The organism is Sphingomonas chlorellae, from assembly GCF_056485145.1.
In genome coordinates this window covers 23273-44895 of sequence record NZ_JBQXXM010000005.1, presented here as the reverse complement: position 1 = coordinate 44895, position 21623 = coordinate 23273, and the positions used below count along the sequence as shown (strand labels likewise).

22 protein-coding genes are annotated in these 21623 nt (G+C 67.4%); 20 read left to right on the top strand and 2 right to left on the bottom strand.

The annotated features are described in order from the left end of the window. Positions 1–11 precede the first annotated feature (11 nt). The 12 genes from rpsH (at position 12) to rplQ (ending at position 8489) form a co-directional block, all read left to right on the top strand. The gene (gene rpsH, locus ACT3CF_RS13520) at positions 12–407 is read left to right on the top strand and encodes a 30S ribosomal protein S8 (protein ID WP_478423593.1); all 396 of its coding nucleotides are present in this window, start codon (positions 12–14) and stop codon (positions 405–407) included. Next, positions 407–940 carry a 50S ribosomal protein L6 gene (gene rplF, locus ACT3CF_RS13515; protein ID WP_478423591.1) on the top strand — a complete coding sequence of 178 codons (534 nt, stop codon included), beginning with the start codon at positions 407–409 and terminating at the stop codon, positions 938–940. Before rpsH ends, rplF begins: the two co-directional genes overlap by 1 nt. Then, on the top strand, positions 940–1299 hold the full coding sequence (gene rplR / locus ACT3CF_RS13510; RefSeq protein WP_478424119.1) for a 50S ribosomal protein L18: 360 nt from the start codon (positions 940–942) through the stop codon (positions 1297–1299). The genes rplF and rplR overlap by 1 nt, the downstream gene beginning before the upstream one ends. Positions 1300–1301: 2 nt before the next feature. After that, the gene (gene rpsE / locus ACT3CF_RS13505) at positions 1302–1997 is read left to right on the top strand and encodes a 30S ribosomal protein S5 (RefSeq protein ID WP_478423589.1); all 696 of its coding nucleotides are present in this window, start codon (positions 1302–1304) and stop codon (positions 1995–1997) included. A gap of 6 nt (positions 1998–2003) precedes the next feature. After that, positions 2004–2183, top strand: coding sequence for a 50S ribosomal protein L30 (rpmD, locus tag ACT3CF_RS13500; RefSeq protein WP_478423588.1), 180 nt, complete (start codon positions 2004–2006; stop codon positions 2181–2183). 184 nt (positions 2184–2367) lie between these two features. Further along, positions 2368–2895 carry a 50S ribosomal protein L15 gene (gene rplO / locus ACT3CF_RS13495; RefSeq protein ID WP_478423586.1) on the top strand — a complete coding sequence of 176 codons (528 nt, stop codon included), beginning with the start codon at positions 2368–2370 and terminating at the stop codon, positions 2893–2895. A 245-nt stretch (positions 2896–3140) separates the two neighbouring features. Next, entirely contained in the window at positions 3141–4502 is a 1362-nt protein-coding gene (gene secY / locus ACT3CF_RS13490; protein WP_478423585.1) for a preprotein translocase subunit SecY, read from the top strand. A gap of 26 nt (positions 4503–4528) precedes the next feature. Then, positions 4529–5182, top strand: coding sequence for an adenylate kinase (locus ACT3CF_RS13485; RefSeq protein ID WP_478423583.1), 654 nt, complete (start codon positions 4529–4531; stop codon positions 5180–5182). Between the two features lie 715 nt (positions 5183–5897). Beyond that, positions 5898–6266, top strand: a complete 369-nt coding sequence (gene rpsM / locus ACT3CF_RS13480) for a 30S ribosomal protein S13 (RefSeq protein ID WP_478423582.1) — start codon at positions 5898–5900, stop codon at positions 6264–6266. 18 nt (positions 6267–6284) lie between these two features. After that, positions 6285–6674, top strand: coding sequence for a 30S ribosomal protein S11 (rpsK, locus tag ACT3CF_RS13475; RefSeq protein ID WP_157025218.1), 390 nt, complete (start codon positions 6285–6287; stop codon positions 6672–6674). Between the two features lie 102 nt (positions 6675–6776). After that, positions 6777–7844, top strand: a complete 1068-nt coding sequence (locus ACT3CF_RS13470; protein WP_478423580.1) for a DNA-directed RNA polymerase subunit alpha — start codon at positions 6777–6779, stop codon at positions 7842–7844. 222 nt (positions 7845–8066) lie between these two features. Then, positions 8067–8489, top strand: coding sequence for a 50S ribosomal protein L17 (gene rplQ / locus ACT3CF_RS13465; RefSeq protein WP_478423579.1), 423 nt, complete (start codon positions 8067–8069; stop codon positions 8487–8489). A gap of 111 nt (positions 8490–8600) precedes the next feature. Here rplQ and ACT3CF_RS13460 read toward each other — a convergent pair whose 3' ends face one another. Further along, positions 8601–9110 (bottom strand): glycine zipper 2TM domain-containing protein, encoded by a 510-nt coding sequence (locus tag ACT3CF_RS13460; RefSeq protein ID WP_478423577.1) that lies wholly within the window; start codon positions 9108–9110, stop codon positions 8601–8603. A 182-nt stretch (positions 9111–9292) separates the two neighbouring features. Here ACT3CF_RS13460 and ACT3CF_RS13455 point away from each other — a divergent pair, with 182 nt between their 5' ends. Next, entirely contained in the window at positions 9293–11452 is a 2160-nt protein-coding gene (locus ACT3CF_RS13455) for a prolyl oligopeptidase family serine peptidase (protein ID WP_478423575.1), read from the top strand. A gap of 108 nt (positions 11453–11560) precedes the next feature. Here the strand turns inward: ACT3CF_RS13455 and ACT3CF_RS13450 are convergent, their stop codons facing one another. Continuing rightward, entirely contained in the window at positions 11561–14101 is a 2541-nt protein-coding gene (locus ACT3CF_RS13450; RefSeq protein WP_478423573.1) for a TonB-dependent receptor, read from the bottom strand. A gap of 414 nt (positions 14102–14515) precedes the next feature. On the opposite strand from ACT3CF_RS13450, the gene guaA reads away from it, so the two are divergent. The 7 genes from guaA to der all read left to right on the top strand — a co-directional run bounded on the left by guaA (position 14516) and on the right by der (position 21524). Beyond that, positions 14516–16075, top strand: coding sequence for a glutamine-hydrolyzing GMP synthase (gene guaA / locus ACT3CF_RS13445; protein ID WP_478423571.1), 1560 nt, complete (start codon positions 14516–14518; stop codon positions 16073–16075). A 140-nt stretch (positions 16076–16215) separates the two neighbouring features. After that, positions 16216–16665, top strand: coding sequence for a GNAT family acetyltransferase (locus ACT3CF_RS13440; RefSeq protein WP_478423569.1), 450 nt, complete (start codon positions 16216–16218; stop codon positions 16663–16665). Then, positions 16662–17009: an ArsC family reductase gene (locus ACT3CF_RS13435; RefSeq protein WP_478423567.1), complete on the top strand. Its 348-nt coding sequence runs from the start codon at positions 16662–16664 to the stop codon at positions 17007–17009. Before ACT3CF_RS13440 ends, ACT3CF_RS13435 begins: the two co-directional genes overlap by 4 nt. Positions 17010–17066: 57 nt before the next feature. Further along, positions 17067–17924 carry a 3-methyl-2-oxobutanoate hydroxymethyltransferase gene (gene panB / locus ACT3CF_RS13430; protein ID WP_478423565.1) on the top strand — a complete coding sequence of 286 codons (858 nt, stop codon included), beginning with the start codon at positions 17067–17069 and terminating at the stop codon, positions 17922–17924. Positions 17925–18020: 96 nt separating this feature from the next. Then, positions 18021–18731 carry a tetratricopeptide repeat protein gene (locus ACT3CF_RS13425; protein ID WP_478423564.1) on the top strand — a complete coding sequence of 237 codons (711 nt, stop codon included), beginning with the start codon at positions 18021–18023 and terminating at the stop codon, positions 18729–18731. Further along, positions 18728–20053: an outer membrane protein assembly factor BamB family protein gene (locus tag ACT3CF_RS13420; RefSeq protein ID WP_478423562.1), complete on the top strand. Its 1326-nt coding sequence runs from the start codon at positions 18728–18730 to the stop codon at positions 20051–20053. The genes ACT3CF_RS13425 and ACT3CF_RS13420 overlap by 4 nt, the downstream gene beginning before the upstream one ends. 109 nt (positions 20054–20162) lie before the next feature. Next, positions 20163–21524, top strand: coding sequence for a ribosome biogenesis GTPase Der (gene der / locus ACT3CF_RS13415; RefSeq protein WP_478423560.1), 1362 nt, complete (start codon positions 20163–20165; stop codon positions 21522–21524). Positions 21525–21623 lie beyond the last annotated feature (99 nt).

The following is a 21623-nucleotide window of genomic DNA, read 5'->3' as shown; positions in this document are numbered from 1 at the left end:
GGACACGCAAGATGGCAGTGACCGATCCCCTGGGTGATATGCTCACCCGCATCCGCAACGGCCAGCGCGCGCGCAAGGACAGCGTCCTGACGCCCGCGTCGAAGCTGCGTGTCCGCGTGCTCGACGTGCTTCAGCGCGAAGGCTATATCCGCGGTTATTCCGAAGAGCAGATGGGCCCGGCTGCGGGCATCCGCATCGAGCTGAAGTATTTCGAGGGCCAGCCGGCGATCAAGCACCTGGCGCGCATCTCGAAGCCCGGCCGCCGCGTCTATTCGGGTTCGCAGGAGCTTCCGCGCGTCCGCAACGGCCTCGGCATCACGATCGTCTCGACGCCTCGCGGCGTTCTGTCCGACGCCGAAGCGCGCGAACAGAATGTCGGCGGCGAAGTGCTGGCGGAGGTGTTCTGATGAGCCGCACCGGTAAGAAGCCGATCACCGTTCCCGCCGGCGTCACCGCCGACATCGCGGGCGGCCAGATCTCGGTGAAGGGGCCCAAGGGCACCCTCACCATGCCGATGGCCGACGACATCAGCTATGAGGTCGTCGACGGCACCATCAAGGTGACCCCGGCGAACGACAGCAAGCGCGCCCGTGCCTTCTGGGGCATGCAGCGCACGCTCGTCGCCAACCTGATCACCGGCGTGACGGAGGGCTTCTCGAAGAAGCTGCTCATCAACGGCGTCGGCTATCGTGCGGCGGCGCAGGGCAAGGTGCTCAAGCTCCAGCTCGGCTATTCGCACGACGTCAACTTCGAAATCCCGGAAGGGATCGAGATCAAGACGCCGGATCAGACCACGGTCGAGATCTCGGGCATCGACAAGCAGAAGGTCGGCCAGGTGGCCGCGGAAATCCGCCGTTGGCGCAAGCCGGAGCCCTATAAGGGCAAGGGCATCAAGTACGATGGCGAATTCATCTTCCGCAAGGAAGGGAAGAAGAAGTGATCAGCACCAAGGGTCTTTCGCTTTTCGAAAAGCGTCGTCGCCGCAACCGTACCGCGCTTCGTGCGCGTGCGGGTGGCCGTCCCCGCCTGTCGATCCATCGTTCGGGCAAGCACATCTACGCGCAGATCATCGACGACGCGGCGGGCCACACGGTCGCTGCCGCCTCGACGCTGGACAAGGCGCTGCGTGGCCAGACCGGTGCGACCATTGCGGCCGCGCAGGAAGTCGGCAAGCGCGTTGCGGAGGCCGCCAAGGCCGCCGGCATCACGCAGGTCGTCTTCGATCGCGGCGGCTTCCTTTACCATGGTCGCGTGAAGGCGCTGGCGGATGCCGCGCGTGAAAGCGGATTGGAGTTCTGAGAATGGCCGACGAAATCAACACGAGCGAAGCGCCGGTCGAGGCGCACGACGCTGCCGGCCACGAGCAGGGCAATCGCGGCCGTCGCGGCCGTGGTGGTGGTGATCGCGGGGGGCGGGGCCGTGACGGCCGCGGCCGTCGCGACGACCGCCGCCACAACGAGGAAGGTGGCGAGGAGCTCATCGAGAAGCTCGTCCACATCAACCGCGTGTCGAAGACGGTAAAGGGCGGCAAGCGCTTCGGTTTCGCGGCGCTGGTCGTCGTGGGCGACGGCAAGGGCCGCGTCGGCTTCGGTCATGGCAAGGCGCGCGAAGTGCCGGAAGCCATCTCGAAGGCGACCGCTTCGGCGAAGAAGAAGATGGTCCGCGTGCCGCTGCGCGAGGGCCGGACGCTTCACCACGACGGCACGGGCCATTTCGGCGCCGGTCGCGTGTACGTCCGCTCGGCCCCGCAGGGTACCGGCATCATCGCCGGCGGCCCGATGCGCGCGGTGTTCGAGAGCCTGGGCGTCGCCGACGTCGTGACCAAGTCGGTCGGGACCTCGAACCCGTACAACATGATCCGCGCCACCTTCGAGGCGCTGGGTGAGCAGACTTCGCCGAAGTCGGTCGCGCAGCGTCGTGGCAAGAAGATCGCCGACCTGCTCGGCCGCGGTGGTTCGCAGACCGCCGAGGCGGACGCTGCGGCCGTCACGGAGTAACGATCGATGGCTACCATCAAGATCAAGCAGACCGGTTCGCCGATCCGCCGCACCAAGGATCAGCGCGCCACGCTGATCGGCCTTGGCCTCAACAAGATGCACAAGGTCCGCGAGCTCGAGGATACCCCCGAGGTCCGCGGCATGATCCGCAAGATCGCGCACATGGTGGAAGTGGTCGAGGGCTGAGCCTTCGGTCGCTTGAACCAGGCGAAAATGGAAAGGGGCGGTGGGCAACCACCGCCCTTTTTCGTTTCGGCCGGGGCGGCGCGGCGGGCGTCGTCCGCAAACAGGAGTCGACATTCGCGCCCCGCACCGCTATGAGCCCGCGCTTCCTTACAACGCGCGAAAAAAGCGAAAGCGAGTGCAGATTATGAAGCTCAACGAACTCAACGACAACCAGGGTGCCCGTCACAGCCGTATGCGCGTGGGCCGTGGTATCGGCTCCGGCAAGGGCAAGACCGGCGGCCGCGGCGTCAAGGGTCAGAAGAGCCGCGAAGGCGTCTCGATCAACGGGTTCGAGGGCGGCCAGATGCCGCTCCACATGCGGCTGCCGAAGCGCGGCTTCAACAACATCTTCGCCAAGGACTATGCCGAGGTGAACCTGGGCGCGATCCAGAAGGCGATCGATTCGGGCAAGCTCACCGGCACCGAGATCGACCATGCGGCGCTCAAGGCCGTCGGCCTCGCCCGTGGCGGCAAGGACGGCGTCCGTCTGCTCGGCAAGGGCACGCTGTCGGCGAAGCTCAGCTTCACCGTCGCCGGCGCGTCGAAGTCGGCGGTCGAGGCGGTCGAAAAGGCTGGCGGTTCGGTCAAGGTGATCGAGGTCGTCGCCGCGGCGGACAAGGCTGCCGCCAAGAAGGGCAAGACGCTCGCCGCCAAGAAGGCGCAGCAGGGCTGATTCGCTTGGCAGGGGCGGCGACGGGGCAATCCCGTTTCCGCCCCTGCTGCCTGTCCTGCGTTTGCCCAAGGTTCGTGCCGCACCCGGCGCACGGTGTCCCTCCAATCCCCGCAACGGGCCTTCGGCAAACGCAGCGACCGGGTTTTGGTCGCAGGGGCTTAGACAAGCCGCGCCAAAGCCCTATATGAGCGGCGAGGGGCAGGGGGACCCATTCCGCCCCGCCGCATTCCGGGACGAACACGCACATGGCATCCGCAGCCGACCAACTCGCCTCCAGCTTGAGCCTGGCCAAGTTCAGCCAGGCAACCGAACTCAAGAAGCGCCTCTGGTTCACGCTCGGCGCGCTCATCGTCTTCCGCCTGCTCAGCTACGTGCCGCTCCCGGGCGTCGATCCCACGCAGCTCAACCTGCTGGCGCAGCAGACCTCGGGCGGCGTGCTCGATTTCTTTAACAACTTCACCGGCGGCGCGCTCAACCGCATGAGCATCGTCGCGCTCGGCGTGATGCCCTACATCACCGCCTCGATCGTGGTTCAGCTCGCCACTTCGCTCTCGCCCACGCTCGCGGCGATCAAGAAGGAAGGCGAAAGCGGCCGCAAGCGGCTCAACCAGTATACGCGCTACGGCACCGTCGCGCTCACCGCGGTCCAGGGCTATTTCATCGCCGTCGGGCTCGAGAGCTTCGGCGCGCAGCAGGGGCTCCAGCCGGTGATCGAACCCGGCCTGCTCTTCCGCGTCGGCGCGGTCATCAGCCTGGTCGGCGGCACGCTGTTCCTGATGTGGCTGGGTGAACAGATCACCAGCCGCGGCATCGGCAACGGCATCTCGCTCATCATCATGGCGGGCATCGTCGCGCGCCTGCCCACCACGATGGTCCAGCTGTTCGAAAGCGGCCGCTCGGGCTCGATCGACCCGCTGCGCCTGATCGGCATCATCGTCGGCGTCGCGATCCTCGTGCTGTTCATCTGCTTCATGGAGCGCGCGCAGCGCCGCATCCTGATCCAGTATCCCAAGCGCCAGACCGCGCGCGGCGTCCAGGCCGAGCGCAGCCACCTGCCGCTCAAGCTCAACACCGCCGGCGTGATCCCTCCGATCTTCGCGTCGTCGCTGCTGCTGCTGCCGCTCACCATCACCCAGTTCGCGGGCAACCTCACCCAGGGGCAGAGCCGCTGGGGCGACGTGGTGATCGCGCTCAACACCTATCTGCACCATGGTTCGCCGATCTACATGGCGCTCTATGCCGCGGGCATCATCTTCTTCTCGTTCTTCTACACCGCGCTGGTGTTCAATCCCGAGGAGACCGCGGAGAATCTCAAGCGCTATGGCGGGTTCATCCCGGGCATCCGCCCCGGCAAGAACACCGAAGTCTATTTCGACTATGTGCTAACTCGCCTGACGGTCATCGGCGCGGCATATCTGACGCTGCTCTGCCTCGTGCCGGAGTATCTCGTGGCCGCGATGGGGGTGCCTTTCCTGATGGGCGGGACTAGCCTTCTGATCGTGGTGAACGTAACCATGGATACGGTGACGCAGATTCAGTCGCATCTCCTGGCGCATCAGTATGGCGACCTCATCAAGAAGGCGAAGCTGAAGGGCCGGAAGCGCTGACCGCGTACCTCAGTTAGGGGAGTTCCGTGAACATCATACTTTTGGGCCCTCCGGGGGCTGGCAAGGGGACCCAGGCGAGCCGCCTGGAAGCCGAGCGTGGCATGGTCCAGCTTTCGACGGGGGACATGCTGCGTGCCGCCGTGAAGGCCGGGACGCCGATCGGCCTCAAGGCCAAGGCGGTGATGGAGGCGGGTGAACTCGTTTCCGACGAGATCGTGTCGGGCATCATCGGGGAACGACTCGATCAGCCCGATACGGCAAAGGGCGCGATCTTCGACGGCTACCCGCGCACCGCGGCGCAGGCGCAGGCGCTCGAAGGCCTGCTCGACGCGCGCGGCCGCAAGCTCGATTATGTGATCGAGCTGGTCGTCGACGAAGAGGCGCTGGTCGATCGCATCACCGGGCGCTTCACCTGCGCCAAGTGCGGCGAGGGCTATCACGATCGCTACAAGCGTCCGGCGGTCGATGGTGTCTGCGACGTGTGCGGCTCGACCGAGTTCAAGCGCCGCCCCGACGACAATGCCGAGACGGTGCGCACGCGCATGGCCGAATATCGCGCCAAGACCGCGCCGATTCTCCCCTTCTACGAGGAAAAGGGCCTGGTCCGTCGCGTCGACGGCATGGCCGATATCAACGTGGTCGCCGCGGCGATCGCCGGCATCCTCGACCACAAGGCCTGACCCGCGCCTCTCCCCAATCCTCCCCTGCAACGCAGGGGAGGGGGACCGCCCGGCAAAGCTGGGCGGTGGAGGGGCCGCGCCAACGGCGCGGAAGTCCCAACCCCCACCACTCCCCAATCCTCCCCTGCAACGCAGGGGAGGGGGACCGCCCGGCAAAGCCGGGCGGTGGAGGGGCCGCGCCAAAGGCGCGGAAATCCCAACCCCCACCAACCCCCCAATCCTCCCCTGCAACGCAGGGGAGGGGGACCGCCCGGCAACGCCGGGCGGGGGAGGGGCCGCGCCAACGGCGCGGAAATCCCACCCCCCACCAACCCCCCAATCCTCCCCTGCAACGCAGGGGAGGGGGACCGCCCGGCAACGCCGGGTGGTGGAGGGGCCGCGCCAAAGGCGCGGAAACCCCAACCCCCACCACGGCCCGGCCGCCCACGGCGCGGAACTCCCGTGCCTCGCCCGATCCCCGTCCTCCCCCCCGCACCCCCGCAAACCCCCTGCTTGGCGTCGCCGCCGCGATGGTGTATTCGATCAGGCCCGGCTCCTGCCCTGTTCGCCGCTTGACAGCGCGCCCCAGGCTGAATATGTCGCGCATCTTCCGAGAGGGTAGTTCCACCGGCCGCGCTTCCGCGCGCAGCCGTGCCGCTGCATTTCGGAAGCAACGCGATGAGATGGGGCGCTTGGCTAGCCATGCGGCGCCTCGTGGAGCTGGGAGAAAAACTTCATGGCACGTATTGCGGGTGTTAACATCCCGACCAACAAGCGCGTTCTGATCGCGCTTCAGTACATTCACGGCATCGGGGCCGCCAAGGCCCAGGAAATCATCGACCGCCTCGGCATCTCGCCGGAGCGTCGTGTGCAGGACCTTTCCGACCAGGAAGTGCTGCAGATCCGTGAGACGATCGACGCCAACTACACCGTCGAGGGCGATCTTCGTCGCGAAACCGCGATGAACATCAAGCGCCTGATGGACCTGGCCTGCTATCGTGGCCTCCGCCACCGCAAGGGCCTTCCCGTCCGCGGCCAGCGCACGCACACCAATGCGCGCACCCGCAAGGGCAAGGCCAAGCCGATCGCCGGTAAGAAGAAGTAAGGGCAGGGGTCTCAAACGATGGCACGTGAACCGCAGCGCCTCCGCCGGCGCGAACGCAAGAACATCACCGCAGGCGTCGCGCATGTGAACGCCAGCTTCAACAACACCATGATCACCATCACCGATGCCCAGGGCAACGCGATCTCCTGGTCGTCGGCCGGCATGATGGGCTTCAAGGGCTCGCGCAAGTCGACCCCGTATGCGGCGCAGGTCGCCGCCGAGGACGCGGGCCGCAAGGCCGCCGAGCACGGCGTCCGCACGCTTGAGGTCGAGGTCAAGGGTCCGGGTTCGGGCCGCGAGTCGGCGCTTCGCGCGCTGCAGGCGGTCGGCTTCCAGATCACCTCGATCCGCGACGTGACGCCGATCCCGCACAACGGCGTGCGCCCCTCGAAGCGTCGTCGCGTCTGATCGTACCTTCTGCCCCGGTCGGGACGTCGCTGCAGCGGCGCCCGGCCGGGTCTGCTAATTCTGGCAGGATAGTCCCCGTCCTGCCCAACTCAGGGGAAGCCCGTGTCTGTCAACGCTAAGAACTGGCAGGAACTCAAGAAGCCCAACGGCCTCGAGAAGAAGCCCGGCGGCGATCCCAAGCGCAAGTCGACCTTCGTTGCGGAGCCGCTGGAGCGTGGCTTCGGTCTGACGCTTGGCAACGCGCTTCGTCGCGTGCTGCTCTCGTCGCTCCAGGGCGCCGCGGTGACCTCGATCAAGATCGAGAACGTGCTCCACGAATTCTCGTCGCTCACCGGCGTTCGTGAGGACGTGACCGACATCGTCCTCAACGTGAAGCAGATCGCGCTGAAGATGCAGGGCGAGGGGCCGAAGCGCCTCCAGCTCTCCGCGACCGGCCCGACCGCCGTCAAGGCGGGCGACATCGCGGTTTCGGGTGACATCGAGGTGATGAACCCCGATCTCATCATCTGCCATCTCGACGACGGCGCGACGCTCAACATGGAGCTGACCGCGGACACCGGCAAGGGTTACGTCCCGGCCACGTCGAACCGCCCGGCCGACGCGCCGATCGGCCTCATCCCGGTCGATGCGCTGTTCAGCCCGGTTCGCCAGGTGTCGTACAAGGTCGAAAACACCCGCGTCGGCCAGGAACTCGACTACGACAAGCTCACGCTGACGATCGAGACCGACGGCACGGTGGCGCCGGAAGACGCGCTCGCCTATGCCGCGCGCATCCTTCAGGACCAGCTCGCCCTGTTCGTCCATTTCGACGACAGCGCGCTCACCCGTGCGGCGCCTGCGGGCGCGGCGGCGGCGCCGGGCGCGGCGGATGCGGGATCGGGCGACGCCGCCCAGATCAACCGCTATCTGCTCAAGAAGGTCGACGAACTCGAACTGTCGGTCCGCTCGGCCAACTGCCTCAAGAACGACAACATCATCTATATCGGCGATCTGGTCCAGAAGACCGAGGCCGAGATGCTGCGCACGCCGAACTTCGGCCGCAAGTCGCTCAACGAGATCAAGGAAGTCCTCTCCAGCATGGGCCTGCGCCTGGGCATGGAAATCCCGGGCTGGCCGCCCGAGAACATCGAGGAAATGGCCAAGAAGCTCGAACAGGAAATCATGGGCTGAGCCTCGCGTCCGGGAGTAGCGTCGCTACTCCCGGGCTGATCGCGAGGCCCGGCCGGCGGGGCCAAGGGCCCCGACCGACGACGCGGCTTTGCCGCGGCGGCCAATTCGGGAAGTTTAGAGCCTAAACTTCCTGAACTTCGGGTTTTGGGCGGTGGCCCGTTTTCGCACCGCCTGGCTTGGGGTTCCGTCAAACGGCCCCCTGACGAACGGAAGGAAAGTCACATGCGTCATCGTTATGGCGGTCGTAAGCTTCAGCGCACCTCGGCCCATCGTATCGCCCTGTTCCGCAACATGGCGGCCGCGCTGATCAAGCACGAGCAGATCACCACCACCGTCGCCAAGGCGAAGGAACTGCGTCCGTACGTCGAAAAGCTGGTGACGCTCGCCAAGAAGGGCGGCCTTTCGAACCGCCGTCTGGCGCATGCCCGTCTCCTCGACGACGCGCAGCTCACCAAGCTGTTCGACGTGCTGGCGGAGCGTTATGCGACCCGCAACGGCGGCTACACCCGCATCATCAAGGCCGGCATCCGCAAGTCGGACGCCTCGCCGATGGCGATCATCGAATTCGTCGACCGTGACGTGACCGCCAAGGGCCAGGATTCGGGCCCGGTCCTCACCGACGAGGATCTGGAAGACGCCGCCTGATCGGCGCGTTTCCGGACGGATAAGCGAAAGGCCGCGGTCCCCTGGGGATCGCGGCCTTTTCTTTTGCCCGCTCCGGCCCGGCGGGGGTGCCGCCGGGGCCGGAAAGGGGGATCAGCGGCAGCGCAGCTCGCTGTTCTGCTTCTCGATCTGCCGGCCGAGCAGCGCGCCCAGCGCACCACCGATCAGCGTCCCCGCGGTCCGCTGGCGGCCGCCGTCGATCACGTTGCCCAGCACGCCGCCCGCGGCGCCGCCGATGATCAGCCCGGTCGTCCCGTCGCTGCGCTTGCAGTAATAGCGCCCGTCCGAGCCGCGATAGACCTGGTCGTCGCTGCCCAGCACGCGCTCGCCGTAACGCGGGTCGTCGCGATAGTCGCGCGCCGCGTCATAGTCGGTGCGGAACCGCGAATCGTCCACCGGCGCGCGGCGATAGGCCTCGCGGCGGTCGCGGTCCTGCGCCGCGAAATACAGGCTCCGCTCGCGCTGATAGAGCCGCGTCTCGGCGTCGAACCGCCGCTGCGCCGCGTCCCAGCGCGCCTGCTCGTCGCGCGTCTGCGCCGCTGCCGGGGCGGCAAAGGCGGGCAGCGCCGCCAGCGCGGCCAGCACCAGAATCGTCTTCTTCATTCGACCTGCTCCCTCGTCCGGGCGGTCCGCGCCGTCGCGGCGGCGGCCTGCGCCCTCAAAAACCGGTTGTTCCTGTTGCGCTTTACTAGCTGAATCGCTGGTGTATGACACCGGCATGACGCCTTTTCGGGTCGGGTTCTCCGGCCCGGTGGTTTCCTCCCCAGCCTTGGAGTTGCTCCGCCATGCGCCCGATGCTCCTGTTGCTCAGCCTGTCGCTCGCCGGTCCTGCCGCCGCGCAGGGCACGCCACCATCCGCAAACCCCGCAGGGACGATGATGACCGCACCGATCGCCTATCCCCCGACGCGCCGCCAGGATCTGGTGGAGGATCATTTCGGCATCGCCGTGGCCGATCCCTATCGCTGGCTCGAAAACGACGTGCGCAACGACAAGGAGGTCGCCGACTGGGTCGCCGCCCAGAACCGCGTCACCAACGCCTATCTCGCGACGCTGCCGGGGCGCGAGGCGTTCCGCACGCGGATCAAGCAGCTCTTCGACTATGAACGCTTCAGCCCGCCGGTGAAGAAGGGCGGCCGCTATTTCTACATGCGCAACAGCGGGCTGCAGAACCAGTCGGTGCTCTATGTCCGCGATCGCCTCGACGGCGAGGGTCGCGTGCTCATCGACCCCAATGGCTGGTCGAAGGACGGCGCGACCGCGCTCTCCGAATGGTCGCCGTCCGAGGACGGCCGCTTCATCCTCTATGCGATCCAGGACGGCGGCACCGACTGGCGCACCGCGCGCGTGCTCGACGTCGCGACCGGCAAGGACACCGGCGACAGCGTCCACGGCATGAAGTTCGCGCTCAGCGCGAGCTGGGCAAAGGACGGCAGCGGCTTCTTCTACGCGCGCTATCCCGATCCGCCCGCCGATGCGCGCTTCCAGGCGCTCAACGAGAACCACCGCATCTATTTCCACAAGCTCGGCACCCCCGAAAGCGCCGACACGCTCGTCTATGCGACGCCCGATCATCCGCGCTGGAGCCATTACGGCCATGTGACCGAGGACGGCCGCTGGCTCGTCATCACCACCAGCGAGGGCACCGACGATCGCTACCAGATCACGCTGATCGACCTCACCGATCCGCGCCGCACGCCGCGCACGCTCGTCGCCGGGCTCGACAACAGCTGGAACTTCGTCGGCAATGTCGGCACGCGCTTTTACTGGACGACCAACAAGGACGCGCCGCGCGAACGCATCGTGACGATGGACGTCGCCCAGCCGCAGCCCCAGCCGGTCGAGCTGGTCGCGCAGGACAAGGCGACGCTTCAGGGCGCGGGGATCGTCGGCGGGCGGCTGATCGCCTCCTATCTGGTCGACGCCCGCACCGAACTGCGCCGCTTCACGCTCGACGGGCGCCCCGACGGCGTCGTGCCGCTGCCCGGAATCGGGTCGGCGGGCTTTTCGGGCGCGTCGCAGGACGATCCCGAGGCGTTCGTCTCGTTCACCAGCTTCAACACGCCGGCCGCGATCTATCGCTACGATGTCGCCACCGGCAAGATGACGCCCTGGGCGCAGCCCAAGCTGCTGTTCAACCCCGCCGACTACAAGGTCGAACAGCGCTTCTACGCGTCGAAGGACGGCACCCGCGTGCCGATGTTCGTCGTGCGCAAGGCGACCACCACCGGCCCCGCGCCGACGCTGCTCTGGGGCTATGGCGGGTTCAACATCGCCTATGGTCCCAGCTTCTCGGCGGCGCGGCTCGCCTGGCTCGAACAGGGCGGCGTGTTCGTCCTCGCCAACATTCGCGGCGGCGGCGAATATGGCAAGGCGTGGCACGACGGCGGCCGCCTCGCCAACAAGCAGAACGTGTTCGACGACTTCATCGCCGCGGGCGAATATCTGATCGCCCAGGGGATCACCGGCAAGGATCAGCTCGCGATCCAGGGCGGGTCGAACGGCGGCCTGCTGATGGGGGCGGTCGTCAACCAGCGGCCCGACCTGTTCGCCGCGGCGCTCCCGGCGGTCGGCGTGATGGACATGACCCGCTTCGACCGCTTCACGGCGGGCCGCTACTGGGTCGACGATTACGGCTATCCGTCGAAGGAGGCCGATTTCAAGCGGCTCTACGCCTATTCGCCCTATCACAACATCAAGGGCGGGCGGACCTATCCGGCGATCCTGGTGACGACCGCCGATACCGACGACCGCGTCGTGCCGGGGCACAGCTTCAAATACACCGCGGCGCTTCAGGCCGCCGATATCGGCCCGCGCCCGCACCTCATCCGCATCGAGACGCGGGCGGGCCACGGCGCCGGCAAGCCGACCGACAAGATCATCGAGGAAACCTCGGACCTCTGGGCCTTCGCGGCCAAGTGGACCGGTCTCAAGGTCAAGGAATAACCCGGGGCGGGGGCACCCCCGCTTCGGCCGCCCGCCGGGGCGGCACCGCCGGGCCGGTGCGGGGACCACATGCCCCCGCACCGGCCGCGGCAGTTTGCCCGCCGCGGATCAGAACCCGGCCGAGAAGGTCAGGAACCACTGGCGCGGCGCGATCGGATAGGCCGAATAGCTGTTGGTCGCCGATCCCACCGACACCGTGGACCAGCCCGAAATGTCGCCCAGATTGGTGACGTTCAGGCTGATCTCGGCCTTGCGCAGCGGCACCAGGTTCGACGGCAGCTTCGCCGCGATCCGGGCCGAGGTCAGGAAATACGACCCGACGCTGGTGTCGTTGACATAGGTGGCAAAGCGCTTGCCGACGAAGTCGCCGGTCAGTTGCGCCTCGAACGGCCCGACCGAAAGCGATGCGACCGTCTTGTTCATCCATTTGGGCGAACCCGGCACCTGCTTGCCGCACGTCGGCACCACGCCCGACTGGACGGTCAGCCCGCCGATGCAGCTTCCCGTCGCCGCACCGATCCCGCTCGCGGTCGAGCTATAGTCGCTCTGATAGGTCGAGCTGTTGTACGACGTGGCGTTGTACAGCGAGAAGGCGCGGCCGAAGCGCAGCGTGAACGCCGCGTCGACGCCGTCGGTGTGGACCGATCCGACATTGGTCAGGATCGTCGTGCCGCCGGCGATGCTGCCGCCCGCGATGCCGCCGGGGTTGCTCGGCACGCCCAGCAGCCGGTCGCTGAACACGACATGGTAATAGTTGACCTGCGCTTCCAGCCCGATGCCGCCGCCCAGCGAGCGCCGCGACCGCAGGCCCGCCTCATAGGTCCAGCTCGTCTCGGGCTTGCCCTGCTTGGCAAAGGCGTCGAACGCCGCCTGGCTGCCGGTGAACCAGGGCGACAGCCCGCCCGCGGTATAGGCCATGAACTGGTGCAGGTTCTTCTGCGCGTTGACATAGACCTGCTCGCCGTCGGTGAGCTGATAGGTCGCGCCGATCGCGGGCAGGAACCAGCGTTCGGTGTTGATCCGCCCGCTCGGCAGGTTGCCGGTCAGGCCCGACAGCGAACCCGGCTTGGGCTGGACGACATAATAGGCGTTCGCCCATTGCGCGCTCGTCTTGAAACCGGCCTCGATCGTCAGGCCGGCCATCGGCTTCCACCGGTCCTGGATGTGAAGCTGCAGCGTCTTCACCCGCGCCTCGCCCTGATACTGGGTGAACAGCGGGTTCTGCGGGCGGATATAGGGCGAGCTGGCGTCGGGGTTCTTGATGTCGAAACCGTACCAGCGGCGCCACTGGGTCGCGCTGTTATATTCGTACCATCCGCCCAGCTCGATCGCATGGTTGCCCAGCTCGACCGACAGGTTCGAGATGATGCCGCGCCGGTCGATGCGATATTCGGTGGTGCGCGTCAGCAGCCCCGATCCGCCGGTCGCCGCGACGAGCGCCGCGCCCAGCGCCTGCGCCTGGGCGGGCGTGTTGGCGGTGCAGCTTCCCGCGAACGCGCCGTTGCTGTTGCTGCCGAACTTGCAGTTGGTCGCATAATTGGGGTCCAGATAGGCCTGGACGACCGTGATCGACTGGCCCAGCGGCCCCGCGACGACGCCGACGCCGTCATTATGGTGCAGATAGGCGGTGTTCGACCATTCGATGCCGTCGCCCAGATGCGCGTCGTAACGGGCATAGCCCAGATAGTCGGTGCGCTGTGCATCCGAATAATAGTTGCGGTAATTGCTGCCGACGCTCGCGGGCGTGTTGCCATAGGCGTCCATATAGCCGCGCATGCCCGCCAGATCGTCGTAGAAGAAGGGCTTGGTGTACGGCGTATATGCCTGCACCGCGTTGGTCGCGGGGATGCGGAAGACGGTCGCGTCCTCGTTCGGCTCGGTCTTGTCCGAATAGTCGAAGAACAGCGTCAGCTTGCCGACCTTGTCGTCATGGACGAACTTGGCATTGGCCTGCCAGCCGCCCTGGATGCCGTTGAAGTCCCAGGCGCGCGCGCGCTGGCGGGCGACCGCCAGATAGCCCGCGTTGCTGCCGCCGAAATTGCCGCTGTCGAGCCGGACATAGCTGCGCGCGGTGCCATAGGAACCGAACGTGTGGTTGACCAGAACGCCGCGCTCGGCGGCGGGGTCGGCCGAGAAGGTCTCGATCGTGCCGCCCAGGTTGCTCGTCGACGCGGTGGCAAGGTCGCCTGCGCCGGTCGTCACGACGACGCGGCCGACATTCTCCGAAATCACCGCGCGCTGCGGCGACAGGCCGTTATAGTTGCCGTAATTCTGGTCGCCCAGCGGCACGCCGTCCATCGTGTAGCCGAGCTGCTGGAAATTGAAGCCGTGGATGAAGATCTGCGCGTTCTGCTCGTTGTTCCCCCACGGATCAGCGGTGATGTACAGCACGCCGGGCAGCGTCTGGATCGCCTTCAGCGGCGAGACGCCGGGCAGGATCTTCTGGATTTCGGTCTGGGCGATCGCGGTCGCCGATCGCGTGGTCTTGGCGGTGACGACGATGTCGCCGCCGGTCTTCGCCGCGTCGGTCGTGACGTCGGCATCGGCGCGGTCATCGGCCGACTGCGCCTGCGCGGGGGCACCCGCGATCAGCGCGGCGAGTCCCGCGGTGGTGGTCAGCGTCAGGCGCAGGCGATTGCGAACCGTCATGATAGTCCCCTCTTCGATTATGTGCATGTTGCAGTTGCGAAGCGGGGATGCGGGTAGCGGGGTGGCGAGACGTTTCTGTTATGTTTCTGCGTCGCTTGTGTGACGGTCTGGGCGGCCGCCCCGGGGTGCTTGCTCGGGGTGCTTGCAAAATAGGATTTCGCTTGCTTGGTTCGGGGCGCGGCCGGGGGAAGTCGGCGGCGCAGCGTTGCGCACCTTGCGCCTCGACCGGGCGGTGCGGGCGGTGCAGGCGGGGGCAAAGTGAAATGATTTGGCGCACCTCCCTTCACTTTACCGGGCTTCGCCGGCGCGGGGGCCGGGGCGGGCGGGGGCCGCCGGACCGGGGTGGTGCGGGCGCGACCGTTTCGGCTTCGTCGCCCCTTTGACAGCGTCGCCTGCGCTCCCTATTCGCCGGCCATGACGCTCCAGCACACCGACTCCATCCTGATCGTCGATTTCGGCAGCCAGGTGACCCAGCTGATCGCGCGCCGTGTCCGCGAGGCGGGGGTCTATTCCGAAATCGCGCCCTTCACCACGGCGGCCGAGGCCTTCGCCCGGATGAGCCCCAAGGGCGTGATCCTCTCCGGCTCGCCTGCCTCGGTGCTCGACGAGGGCAGCCCGCGCGTGCCGCAGGCGATCTTCGACAGCGGGGTGCCGGTGCTCGGCATCTGCTATGGCCAGCAGACGATGATGCAGCAGCTCGGCGGCGAGGTGCTGCGCGGCGACTCGGGTGAATTCGGTCGCGCCTTCATCGAGATCGCCGATCGCTGCGAGCTGTTCGACGGGCTCTGGAACCCGGGCGAGAGCCATCAGGTGTGGATGAGCCATGGCGACAAGGTGACGGCGCTGGCGCCGGGCTTCCGCGCGGTCGCGGCCAGCCCCGGCGCGCCCTTCGCCGTGATCGCCAATGACGAGCGCCGCTATTATGCGATGCAGTTCCATCCGGAGGTCGTCCACACGCCCGACGGCGCGCGGCTGCTCGCCAATTTCGTCCGCCATGTCTGCGGCCTGTCGGGCGACTGGACGATGGCCGAGTTCCGTCAGACCAAGATCGACGAGATCCGCGCCCAGGTCGGGTCGGGCCGGGTGATCTGCGGGCTGTCGGGCGGCGTCGACTCGGCGGTGGCGGCGGTGCTGATCCACGAGGCGATCGGCGACCAGCTCACCTGCGTGTTCGTCGACCATGGGCTGATGCGTTCGGGCGAGGCCGACCAGGTCGTCAGCCTGTTCCGCGGCCACTACAATATCCCGCTCGTCCATGTGAACGCCGAAAAGCTGTTCCTCGACGGGCTCGCCGGCGTCACCGATCCGGAGGCGAAGCGCAAGTTCATCGGCAAGACCTTCATCGACGTGTTCGAGGAAGAGGCGAAGAAGATCGGCGGCGCCGATTTCCTGGCGCAGGGCACGCTCTATCCCGACGTGATCGAAAGCGTCAGCTTCACCGGCGGCCCCTCGGTGACGATCAAGAGCCACCACAATGTCGGCGGCCTGCCCGAGCGGATGAACATGAAGCTCGTCGAGCCGCTGCGCGAGCTGTTCAAGGACGAGGTCCGCGCACTCGGCCGCGAACTGGGGCTGCCCGAGGCGTTCGTCGGCCGCCATCCGTTCCCCGGACCGGGTCTCGCCATCCGCATCCCGGGCGAAGTGACCAAGGAACGCTGCGACATTCTCCGCAAGGCCGACGCGATCTATCTCGAGGAAATCCGCAATGCGGGCCTCTATGACGCGATCTGGCAGGCCTTCGCCGTGCTGCTGCCGGTGCGCACCGTCGGCGTGATGGGCGACGGCCGCACCTATGACAGCGTGCTGGCGCTGCGGGCAGTGACCTCGACCGACGGCATGACCGCGGCGGTGTTCCACTTCCCCGGCGACTTCCTCGCCCGCGTCGCGACGCGCATCGTCAACGAGGTCCGCGGCGTCAACCGCGTGGTCTATGACTATACGAGCAAGCCCCCCGGCACGATCGAGTGGGAGTAACGAAGACTCGACGCCGCGCTGGGCGCGGTGTCGGCTTCGTTGCCCGGCGGCGCAAGCCGCCGCTGGGTGGATCCGGGGGGGGGGGGTCGCTGCCCGGCGCCGCGGACGGGCCGGGTAACAGGGCGAAGGGAGGCGATGCGATGACGCTGATCGAACCCGCCACCATGGCCGACGCACCCGCGGTCGTCGCGTTGTGGGAGGCCTGTGCGCTCACCCGCCCGTGGAACGACCCCCATGCCGATTTCGCCCGGGCGCTGGCCGGCGCTGCCTCGTGCGTGCTGGTGGCCCGCGGCACCGGCGGCGCGATTATCGGCAGCGCGATGACCGGCTATGACGGGCACCGCGGCTGGATCTATTATCTTGCGGTCGACCCGGGGCATCGCCGCGCCGGGCTGGGCCGGGCGCTGATGGCGGCGGCGGAAAACTGGCTGTCGGCCCGGGATTGCCCCAAGCTCCAGCTCATGGTCCGTGCCGACAACCAGGCCGCGCTCGGCTTCTATGCGGCGCTGGGGCTCGAGCAACAGCCGGTGGTGACGCTCGGCCGCTTCCTCGGTACCGCCGCACTCGAAACCAGGGAGGAACGAGGTTGACCGTCACGCTCTACGGCATCCCCAATTGCGACACGATGAAGAAGGCGCGGGCGTGGCTCGACGCCAATCACGTCCCCTATGCCTTTCACGACTACAAGCGCGCCGGGATCGACGCCGCGCGGCTGACCCGCTGGGCGCAGATGGTCGGGTGGGAGGTGCTGCTCAACCGCGCCGGCACCACCTTCCGCAAGCTGCCCGAGGCCGATCGGCAGGGGCTCGATGCCGATCGGGCGATCGCGCTGATGGTCGCCCAGCCGTCGATGATCAAACGGCCGGTGGTCGAGTATCCCGGCGGGCTGCTCGTCGGTTTCGTGCCCGAACGCTTCGCCGCCGCCCTGCTCTGAAAGGGGCGTGCGCACACATGCTGGCGCACGACCGCCGGCGCGGCTAGGAGAGGGGTCATGTCCACCTATATGCTTGATACGGCGACGAGCCGCGCCACCCCGACGCCGCAGCCGATGAAGCGGCTGACGGTGCCCGCGATCCGCGCGCGCAAGGGCGGCGAGCCGCTGGTGATGCTCACCGCCTACACCACGCGGATGGCACAGCTGCTCGATCCGCATTGCGACATGCTGCTCGTCGGCGACAGTCTGGCGCAGGTGGTCTACGGCTTGCCCTCGACGCTCCCGGTCACGCTCGACCTGATGATCGCGCACGGCGCGGCGGTCGTCCGCGGCAGCCACCACGCCGCGGTCGTCATCGACATGCCCTTCGGCAGCTATGAGGCGAGCCCGCAAAAGGCTTTCGAATCGGCGGCGCGCCTCCTTGCCGAAACCGGCGCGGCCGCGGTGAAGCTTGAAGGCGGTGCGGCGATGGCGCCGGTCGTCACCTTCCTCTCCGAACGCGGCATCCCGGTGATGGGGCATGTCGGGCTGACGCCGCAGGCGGTGAACGCGCTCGGCGGTTATGGCGCGCGCGGGCGCAGCAACGCCGAACATGCCAAGATCCTCGACGACGCCCGCGCCGTCGCCGATGCGGGCGCGTTCGCGATCGTCGTGGAGGGCGTGGTCGAATCGCTCGCCGACGCGATCACCGATGCGGTCGGGGTGCCGGTGATCGGTATCGGCGCGTCGGCGCGCTGCGACGGCCAGGTGCTCGTCATCGACGACATGCTCGGGATGTTCGAACGGACCGCGCGGTTCGTGAAGAAGTATGACGATCTCGCCGGCCGCATTTCCGCCGCGGTTGAAACCTATGCCGGCGAGGTCCGGACAAGGCAGTTTCCCGGTTCAGAACAGGTCTATCGTCCGCGCGACTGATCGCGCAGCCAATAGCTTCCCCTTGATCGTCGGCGCGGCTAAGGTCCGCGCCCGCGCGGCCCGGTATCTGCCGCGAAAACCCGATGGAGTTAGAACTTGGCGCTTCCCCCCTCCGGCATGTCAGACGAAGCGTTTCTGCGCGAGGTGGACGAGGAATATCGTCGCGACCAGGCCGCGCGGCTGGTTCAGCGCTATGGCCGCTGGATCGTCGGCGCAGTCGTCGTGCTCCTCGCGGCGCTTGCGGGCTTCCTCTATTACCAGCATCAGGCACAGGAAGCCGCCGGTCGTCGCGGCATCGACTATGACACGGCGCTGCAGAGCTTCGATCGCGGTCAGCCCGCACAGGGGCTGGCGGGCTTCGGCAAGCTCGCCGCACAGAAGACCGACGGCTATTCGGCGATGGCGCGGATCGCGGAGGGTAACGAGCTGCTCGGCCGTCGCGACACCAAGGCGGCGATCACCAAGTTCGCCGAAGTTGCGAACAACAGCGCCTATCCCCAGCCCTATCGTGACCTGGCGCTGATCCGTCAGACCGCCGCCGAATTCGACGCGCTGCCGCCGCAGACGGTGATCGACCGGCTGAAGGATCTCGCCAATCCCAATTCGCCTTGGCTCGGCACCGCGGGCGAGATGGTCGCCGCGGCCTATCTCAAGACCGGCAACCGCGCCGAGGCCGGCCGCCGTTATGCCCAGCTCGCCCAGGCGGGCGAGGAAGTGCCCCAGTCGATCCGCGCCCGGGCGCGCGAACTTGCCGGCTCGCTCGGCGTCGACGCAATCGATCAGTCGAAGGAATCCAAGGCGCAATGAACAGCAAGGTGAGGGTCGCCGCAGCGCTTGCGGCGCTCGCGATGGTCGGCGGCTGCGGCGCCATCAAGGGCAGCGGCAAGAAGACGCCGGTGCTTGGCGAGCGCGTGCCCATCCTCGTGACCGAACAGGATGTCGCGGCGGACAAGGCGCTGGCCGGGGTCGAGGTGCTGCTGCCGGAAGCGGTGGCCAACGACGCCTGGGCACAGCCCGGCGGCAATGCGTCCAAGTCGATGGGCCATCTGGCCCTCGGCGCGGCGCCGCACCGGCTGTGGGAAAAGCAGGTCGCCCGCACCTCGAAGCGCGAACGGCTGGCGGCGTCCCCCGTCGTCGCCGGCGACCGCCTGTTCGTCATCGACACCAACGGCACCGTCCATGCGCTGTCGGCGCAGACCGGTGCGACGATCTGGACGGCAGAGACCGCGGCGAAGGACGAGGGCAATCGCAGCGCCCGCTTCGGCGGCGGCGTGAGCGTCGACGGCGAACGCGTGTTCGCGACGAACGGGCTGGGCGATGTGGTCTCGTTCAGCGCCGCCGATGGCAAGGAACTGTGGCGCAAGCGGCCCGCCGGCCCGCTGCGCGGTGCGCCCTCGCTCGCCAACGGCAACGCCTATGTCGTGACGCAGGACAACCAGCTCTATGCGATGTCGCAGGAAACGGGCGAGGTCACATGGACCATTTCGGCCAGCCTCGAATCGCAGGGCGTGTTCGGCGTCGCGGCGCCGGCTTCGGCACAGGGCACCGTGATCGCCGGTTTCTCGTCGGGTGAGCTCAACGCCTATCGCTACGAAAACGGCCGTTCGCTCTGGGACGTGGTGCTGTCGCGCACCTCGATGTCGACTTCGGTGTCGTCGCTGGCCGATATCGACGCCGATCCGGTGATCGACCAGGGGCGGGTCTATGCGATCGGCCAGGGCGGCCGCATGGTCGCCATGGATCTCGCGAGCGGCAATCCGCTGTGGGAACAGACGATCGCCGGCATCTCGACTCCCTGGGTCGCGGGCGAGTGGATTTTCGTCGTCACCGACGACGCGCGGCTGCTCTGCCTCGCACGCGGCAGCGGCAAGATTCGCTGGATCTCGCAGCTCAAGAAGTTCCGGAAGGAAAAGAAGCAGAAGGATCCGGTGAGCTGGGTCGGCCCGGTCCTCGCCGGCGGCCGGCTGGTGCTGGTCAATTCGCTCGGCGAGATCGCCTTCGCGTCGCCCACCGACGGCAGCGTCCAGTCGGTGATCGAGGGCAAGGAACCGGTGACGCTGCAGCCGGTCGTCGCCAACAACATGCTGTTCGTCCTCGATGAAAGCGGCCGGCTCAGCGCCTATCGCTGACCGGCCCGTCGGGGCATCATCCGCTGCGGCCGGGGCCCGGGTGCCCCGGCCGTTGCCGTTTCCGCGCGGGCGATTTTGAATCGTGCGCCAAGCAGATTAGAAGTTACCCATGCCTCTTCCCATCGTCGCCATCATCGGGCGCCCCAATGTCGGCAAATCGACTCTGTTCAACCGGCTCGTGGGCAAGAAACTGGCGCTGGTCGACGACCAGCCCGGCGTCACGCGCGACCGCCGCGAAGGCGATGCCACGCTGCTCGGCACCGATTTCCGCGTGATCGACACGGCGGGGTTCGAGGATGAGGATCCGCAGAGCCTGCCCGGTCGGATGCGCGCGCAGACGCAGGCGGCGGTCAACGACGCCGATGTGGCGCTGTTCCTCGTCGACGCACGCGCCGGCGTGACTCCGCTCGACGAAGAGATTGCGCGTTGGCTGCGCAGCAGCGACACGCCCGTGGTGCTCGCCGCGAACAAGGCCGAAGGGCGCGCGGGGGAAACGGGCGTGATCGAGGCGATGGCGCTCGGCTTCGGCGATCCGGTCCAGCTTTCGGCCGAGCATGGCGAAGGCATTGCCGATCTGTTCGGTGCGCTGCGCCCCTATATCGAGCGCGAGGATGATGCGGTCGAGGATGAGGATCCCGACAGCCCCGACGCGCCGCTCAAGCTCGCGATCGTCGGCCGTCCCAACGCGGGCAAGTCGACGCTCATCAACCGGATGCTCGGCGAAGACCGGCTGATTACCGGGCCGGAGGCCGGAATCACCCGCGACTCGATTGCGATCGATTGGTCGTGGGAGGGGCGGGCGGTGCGCCTGATCGACACGGCCGGGATGCGCAAGCGGGCCCGTGTGCAGGACAAGCTCGAAAAGCTCTCGGTCGCCGACGCGTTGCGCGCCGTCGATTTCGCCGAGGTGGTGGTGCTGCTGCTCGATGCGACCAAGGGCCTCGAGGCGCAGGATCTCAAGATTGCCGATCGCGTGCTTCAGGAAGGGCGCGCGCTCATTATCGCGCTCAACAAATGGGACGTGGCCGAGGATGCGTCGCGGCTGTTCAACGGCGTCAAGGGTGCGCTCGACGAGGGGCTGGCGCAGGTGAAGGGCGTGCCGCTGCTCACCGTTTCCGCGGCGACGGGTAAGGGGATCGATACGCTGCTCAAGGTCGCGTTCGAAACGCGCGAGGCCTGGTCGCGGCGCGTGTCGACCGGCCAGCTCAATCGCTGGTTCGAACGCGCGATCGACGCGAACCCGCCGCCCGCGCCGGGCGGTAAGCGCATCAAGCCGCGCTATGTCACGCAGAACAAGACGCGGCCGCCCAGCTTCGTGCTGTTCGGCACGCGCGTCGACCTGCTGCCGACCAGCTATCAGCGCTATCTGATCAACGGGCTGCGGCGCGAGTTCGATTTCGGCGCGGTTCCCGTGCGGCTCACCTTGCGTGCGCCGGCCAATCCCTTCGATCGGGATCGCAACCGCTCCTGATTTCCTGTTGTTTTCCAGTTTCCTATCAACGGGCTGTTTACCGTCCCGCGGCTAAGGAGCAGGCTCAACGATGTTCCGTGCCTCGGCGGCGGAACATCC

Coding starts and splice junctions, on each gene's coding strand:
- rpsH (WP_478423593.1), top strand. CDS start 12: ATGGCAGTGACCGATCCCCTGGGTGATATGCTCACCCGCATCCGCAAC.
- rplF (WP_478423591.1), top strand. CDS start 407: ATGAGCCGCACCGGTAAGAAGCCGATCACCGTTCCCGCCGGCGTCACC.
- rpsE (WP_478423589.1), top strand. CDS start 1,302: ATGGCCGACGAAATCAACACGAGCGAAGCGCCGGTCGAGGCGCACGAC.
- rpmD (WP_478423588.1), top strand. CDS start 2,004: ATGGCTACCATCAAGATCAAGCAGACCGGTTCGCCGATCCGCCGCACC.
- rplO (WP_478423586.1), top strand. CDS start 2,368: ATGAAGCTCAACGAACTCAACGACAACCAGGGTGCCCGTCACAGCCGT.
- secY (WP_478423585.1), top strand. CDS start 3,141: ATGGCATCCGCAGCCGACCAACTCGCCTCCAGCTTGAGCCTGGCCAAG.
- rpsM (WP_478423582.1), top strand. CDS start 5,898: ATGGCACGTATTGCGGGTGTTAACATCCCGACCAACAAGCGCGTTCTG.
- rpsK (WP_157025218.1), top strand. CDS start 6,285: ATGGCACGTGAACCGCAGCGCCTCCGCCGGCGCGAACGCAAGAACATC.
- rplQ (WP_478423579.1), top strand. CDS start 8,067: ATGCGTCATCGTTATGGCGGTCGTAAGCTTCAGCGCACCTCGGCCCAT.
- ACT3CF_RS13460 (WP_478423577.1), bottom strand. CDS start 9,110: ATGAAGAAGACGATTCTGGTGCTGGCCGCGCTGGCGGCGCTGCCCGCC.
- ACT3CF_RS13455 (WP_478423575.1), top strand. CDS start 9,293: ATGCGCCCGATGCTCCTGTTGCTCAGCCTGTCGCTCGCCGGTCCTGCC.
- ACT3CF_RS13450 (WP_478423573.1), bottom strand. CDS start 14,101: ATGACGGTTCGCAATCGCCTGCGCCTGACGCTGACCACCACCGCGGGA.
- guaA (WP_478423571.1), top strand. CDS start 14,516: ATGACGCTCCAGCACACCGACTCCATCCTGATCGTCGATTTCGGCAGC.
- ACT3CF_RS13440 (WP_478423569.1), top strand. CDS start 16,216: ATGACGCTGATCGAACCCGCCACCATGGCCGACGCACCCGCGGTCGTC.
- panB (WP_478423565.1), top strand. CDS start 17,067: ATGTCCACCTATATGCTTGATACGGCGACGAGCCGCGCCACCCCGACG.
- ACT3CF_RS13420 (WP_478423562.1), top strand. CDS start 18,728: ATGAACAGCAAGGTGAGGGTCGCCGCAGCGCTTGCGGCGCTCGCGATG.
- der (WP_478423560.1), top strand. CDS start 20,163: ATGCCTCTTCCCATCGTCGCCATCATCGGGCGCCCCAATGTCGGCAAA.